Raw genomic sequence first — 4,969 nt, forward strand, 5'->3', positions numbered from 1 at the left:
ATAGCTTTTGCTCCAAACATAATCCCATTCTTCCTGCTTGATAAACCTTCATCAACTGAAAGTAAATGCTTTTCTAGCGTTTCTGATAAGGAGTAACTTATTTTTGATGATATAGAGGCAAATAAAGCAACACCTACTGGAATATTATTGATCTTAACAGGAGCATTCATGGATATTTCATCCTTAAGCCAAATATTTGCTTTCGGAGCAAATAAAAAGATAAAAATAAATAGAGATGGAAAAAACCACTCCATAGCAAAAATACCAATATTGCCTCTAAAAATAGCTCTTGTTGCTGCCCAAATTCCACCAATTGTCAAAGCAAATTTACCTACCGGAGTAAAATATTCACTATTTGAGGCAAATACTCTTCCTATTCCATTAAAAACTTGCCATAATATATCTCCTCCACCAAATGTATGTATTACGTAATCTGCCATATGCTTTTTATATTTTTATCTTCTTTGCTTATTTTTGTGCGTGCTTATCTGCTTGCTCATCTAATTTTAATTTATAATTAATTTTTTAAGCCCTCTCTTTAGCTATTAAATGTTGTTCTATTAATCTTGCTCTTCTATCAATCTGATCACTACTTGTTAGCATATTACTCCATTTCTCTTGAGCAAAAAGTTGCACTCGATCTAAAGCTTTTAAGTAAGCAGTTAAATGATCATCTGCTACTTGTTTCGGTTTTAGCATGGTTACTGCTTTACGTACTTCTGAGATTACCTCCTTTAAATGCTGCAATAAACTGTAACTAGCAATTAACTCTGACGAACTCTCTAAAATAGTAACTCCTGATATTGCTTCTAAAGTAATATAGTCATAAATTGGAAATGCTTCCCCTATTGAAGATAGGAAAGATATGTCTGCATTACTAAACTCGTTATTACTTGTAAGTTTACTCTTTAATTCATCTAGCTTGGTTTTAGCCTTGCCTTGATATGATTGATCTGGAGCAATACTAATATTGCGTCTTAGAGCTGGGTTTAAACAATTACTATTATCACAAGTATAAATTGAGGCAGATTCTCCACCTTTTAAATGAGCAATCTAGCTCTTTTCATCTTGAGCAAGTGACGCAAGGAAATAAACATTATTATCTCTAACTATAATAGTTCCTGTCATTGACATAATGGCATTTCTCATATTTTCAGGAATCCCTGCTTTTTCTGCTGCTTTAATAAAGATATTATAATCAGTAAGCATTAATTCTGGATCTTTATTTTGGGCTCTAGTTAAAGCTTGCTTCTGCTCTAAATCATTACGGCACCTTTTACCAGCAGCAAAATAATCAAACCCTGAGCTGGATTGTATAGCTTAAGCAGGTAAGGTAGTTACTTTTTGTAATACGTGATAAGCAGCATCAAAAAAATATGTAAAGTTACTAGTATCTTTTCTAATTTGATGTTTAATTTTAAACCAATAATGTTCTATAGGATTAAGGTCAGGACTGTAAGTAGGAAGGAATAAAATACTTGCCCCTACCGATTCAATTAATTCTTTTACCTTAGAGTTTTTATGAAAATTAATATTATCCATTACTACGACTTGTCCTGCCCTTAATTCTTTAATGAGTATATCCTTGACATACGTCTCAAAAATAGCTTTATTACAATTGCCTTCAAATATTAGAGGTGCTACAATATTGCTATTAAATAGGCCAGCAATCATACTAATTCTGTGTTTGTGCTGATAAACTTTTTCACCATGTAGAGAATATTACTAGAAGTTACAAGAAAGAGCTATGATATATGAAAAACTTTTTAAAATATTTACTTACAATTTTTCTATTAACTTTTACAACTCAATCATTGGCTAATAAATATCTTTCTAAAGCTGATAATTTGTTTGGAATGAGTAAATTTGATTTATAGCATAGGCAATTAAGATAGTGATATTAATAAAAGGATATGGTAAAGTAATTAGAAAATAGTTATGCCAAGTCCATATTCATATGATTTAAGAAAGGGAGTGATTCAATATATTGAGTCAGGGAAAAGAATAATAGAAGCAAGTCAAGTATTTAATATCAGCCGTAAAGTAATATATGATTGGAAGAAATTAAAGAAAGAAACAGGAGATGTTTAATGTCCCCCTTCGGGGATAAGAAATCCCTCGCCTTCAGGCGAAGGGAAGATATAATGAAATTGCTTTAGCAATGAATTTATATCAAGAAACATGAGAAGTTATAGAAAGAATAGTCATAGTCAGTATGATTTAAAAGTACATCTTATATGGATACCAAAATATAGGAAGAGAGTATTGATAGGCAAAGTAGCGGAAAGGGCTAGAGATTTACTAAGGCAGATTTGTATGGAACATGAAGTATATATAATTTCAGGGAAAATATCATGTGATCACGTGCATATGTTTATCTCATATAAATCACAAATATCTCTTAGCAAGTTAGTACAGTATTTAAAAGGTAGTAGCTCAAGAATTTTATTGCAAGAATTTGCTCATTTAAGAAAACAATTTTGGGGCAATCATTTGTGGGCTAGGGGCTATATGGCGGTCAGTTCAGGTAATATAACTGATGAAATGATACAGCACTATATTGATGAACAGGAAGGTGAACCTGTGAATGATGATCGATTTCTAATCGATTCCACTTTATAACCCCTCAGCTTATAGCTGAGGGTTCTTTAGTTAAAAACTGGCTATCAAAAAGGGCATAGTCATAAAATAACAGATATGGAAGGATTTAAAAAATTTTTGGAATCTAATAAAGATAAAAGCAGTCGAGAGCTAGCCATCTTGTATCCTAGTAAAGTGTCAGCAAGAACTATAATAAACATGATTAGAAAAGTTGGTTACAGCTATAAAAAAACTTTTCTTCATCCCAAAAGAAATCATAAATTAAGAAATGAGTTTATAGAAAAGATAACCACCATAGACAAAGATAAACTAGTGTTTTTGGATGAATCAAGAATAGAAGATAATGCGTGTCGAGAACATGGCTGGAGCCCAAAAGGAGAAAGATGTTATGGTGAAAAAGTTTATCAGCACAAACACAGAATTAGTATGATTGCTGGCCTATGTAATAGCAATATTGTAGCACCTCTAATATTTGAAGGCAATTGTAATAAAGCTATTTTTGAGACGTATGTCAAGGATATACTCATTAAAGAATTAAGGGCAGGACAAGTCGTAGTAATGGATAATATTAATTTTCATAAAAACTCTAAGGTAAAAGAATTAATTGAATCGGTAGGGGCAAGTATTTTATTCCTTCCTACTTACAGTCCTGACCTTAATCCTATAGAACATTATTGGTTTAAAATTAAACATCAAATTAGAAAAGATACTAGTAACTTTACATATTTTTTTGATGCTGTTTATCACGTATTACAAAAAGTAACTACCTTATCTGCTTAAGCTATACAGCATTGTGAGCGACTGCAAGGAGTGTTGCAATCCAGAAAATAATTAAAAAAATGCTAAAGATTAGCATTTTTAAACTGGATTGCTTCGTCAATTACTTACGTAATTTTCTCGCAATGACGTTGAAAATTAATCCACGCAACAAAATCTTAACAAATAAAAAAGATGGACAGCTTACAAGTTAAAAATATATCAAAATCCTATAAAAAAAGGAATATATTAACGGATATATCTCTGAATATAAAACAAGGAGAGATAGTTGGTTTATTCGGTCCGAACGGAGCCGGTAAAACAACTTGCTTTAACATTATTATCGGTTTAATGAAACCGGACTCAGGGCAATTACTTTTAAATGATATAAATATTACCAACTTGCCTATTTATTTACGAGCAAGGCTTGGAATCGGTTATCTTCTTCAAGAACCTTCGATATTTCGGGGATTATCAGTTGAGGATAATATTAAAGCTGTAGTTGAGATATCTGAAAATGATAAAGAAGTAATTGAACAAAAAACCCATAATTTGCTAGAGAAATTTTCGATAGTTCATTTAAAAGATTCATCCGCTGCTAGCTTATCAGGCGGTGAAAGGCGTAGGCTTGAGATTGCACGTTCACTTGCAATAGAGCCTAAATTTATCATGCTTGATGAACCGCTTGCCGGTATTGACCCGCTTGCTATTTCCGATATCAAAAATCTAATTACTTATTTACGTGAATTTAATATAGGCATATTAATTACCGATCATAACGTACGTGATACTCTAGATATAGTCGACCGTGCTTATGTTATTTTTGAAGGTAAAGTATTATTAGAAGGAAGTGCTAAGGAAATAGCAAATAGCAAGAAAGTTAAGGAAGTGTATTTGGGAGAAAGCTTTAGCTTCTAGATTCCGATGTCATCCCTAGCTAAAAGCGGGGATCCAATCCTTTTCGATGTCATCCCGTGGCTTGGCCACGGGATCCAGTAGAATTGACTACTATAAATTGTTTTTATGGCGTGGTCAAGCCACGGCATGACATTGAATACGTTTTCCGAACCATGTAATAACATTCAAAACAGTTTTTTATGCAAATTAACAAAGAAATTTTTAGGGCTTATGACATACGAGGTAATAGCCTTAAGGATTTAACGGAAGAAGTAGCTTATAAAATCGGCTTTTGTTTCGCCGAGATGACTATAACGAAAGATAACAATAAAATCTGTATAGGTTTAGACGGTCGGCTCAGCTCCCCTACCCTTTGTAAAGCTTTAGAACTAGGATTAACTGATGCAGGAGCTAAAATCATAAATATTGGCGTAGTTCCAACGCCGGTTTTATATTTTGCCGATAAACACTTTATGCTTGTCGGTAGTATTATGGTCACGGGATCACATAACCCTCGTGACGATAACGGTTTTAAAATGTTGCAAAACGGCAAATCTTTTTTCGGTCCTCAAATCCAGGATTTACTAGCAAAGATTAATGTCATCCCGTGGCTTGACCACGGTATCCATAGTGATATTAACTGGATCCCGCAGTCAAGCCGCGGGATGACAATAACTCCTTACGACATCCAATCTAAATACCTAAAACGTATTTT

General features: G+C 33.1%; 4 protein-coding genes and 4 pseudogenes. 5 read left to right on the top strand and 3 right to left on the bottom strand.

The window, feature by feature from the left end; translation table 11 throughout:
• From REIS_RS06335 to REIS_RS06345, 3 genes and pseudogenes are all read right to left on the bottom strand, one after another.
• Positions 1-440 (bottom strand): conjugal transfer protein TraG N-terminal domain-containing protein (locus tag REIS_RS06335; protein ID WP_008580423.1); only part of this gene is annotated, 440 nt, incomplete at its 3' end.
• An 85-nt stretch (positions 441-525) separates the two neighbouring features.
• Positions 526-1,317: pseudogene (locus tag REIS_RS06340) on the bottom strand (conjugal transfer protein TraH); the annotation flags it as partial.
• A 3-nt stretch (positions 1,318-1,320) separates the two neighbouring features.
• A pseudogene (locus REIS_RS06345) lies at positions 1,321-1,713 on the bottom strand (transposase); the annotation flags it as partial.
• A 225-nt stretch (positions 1,714-1,938) separates the two neighbouring features.
• On the opposite strand from REIS_RS06345, the gene REIS_RS12980 reads away from it, so the two are divergent.
• From REIS_RS12980 to REIS_RS06370, 5 genes and pseudogenes are all read left to right on the top strand, one after another.
• Positions 1,939-2,091, top strand: a complete 153-nt coding sequence (locus tag REIS_RS12980; RefSeq protein WP_008580425.1) for an IS630 transposase-related protein — start codon at positions 1,939-1,941, stop codon at positions 2,089-2,091.
• A 90-nt stretch (positions 2,092-2,181) separates the two neighbouring features.
• Positions 2,182-2,622, top strand: a complete 441-nt coding sequence (gene tnpA, locus REIS_RS06355; RefSeq protein ID WP_008579210.1) for an IS200/IS605 family transposase — start codon at positions 2,182-2,184, stop codon at positions 2,620-2,622.
• Positions 2,623-2,661: 39 nt separating this feature from the next.
• A pseudogene (locus tag REIS_RS12985) lies at positions 2,662-3,381 on the top strand (IS630 family transposase); the annotation flags it as partial.
• Positions 3,382-3,552: 171 nt separating this feature from the next.
• Complete coding sequence (gene lptB / locus REIS_RS06365; RefSeq protein ID WP_008580427.1) at positions 3,553-4,275, top strand: LPS export ABC transporter ATP-binding protein; 723 nt, start codon at positions 3,553-3,555, stop codon at positions 4,273-4,275.
• A 179-nt stretch (positions 4,276-4,454) separates the two neighbouring features.
• Positions 4,455-4,969 (top strand): annotated as a pseudogene (locus REIS_RS06370) (phosphomannomutase/phosphoglucomutase); the annotation flags it as partial.

This window comes from Rickettsia endosymbiont of Ixodes scapularis (genome assembly GCF_000160735.1).
In the GTDB taxonomy this organism is placed as follows: domain Bacteria; phylum Pseudomonadota; class Alphaproteobacteria; order Rickettsiales; family Rickettsiaceae; genus Rickettsia; species Rickettsia tamurae.

Bases quoted from the DNA above. Each gene is read 5' to 3' on its own strand.
- REIS_RS12980 (WP_008580425.1), top strand. From the start codon at position 1,939: ATGCCAAGTCCATATTCATATGATTTAAGAAAGGGAGTGATTCAATAT.
- tnpA (WP_008579210.1), top strand. From the start codon at position 2,182: ATGAGAAGTTATAGAAAGAATAGTCATAGTCAGTATGATTTAAAAGTA.
- lptB (WP_008580427.1), top strand. From the start codon at position 3,553: ATGGACAGCTTACAAGTTAAAAATATATCAAAATCCTATAAAAAAAGG.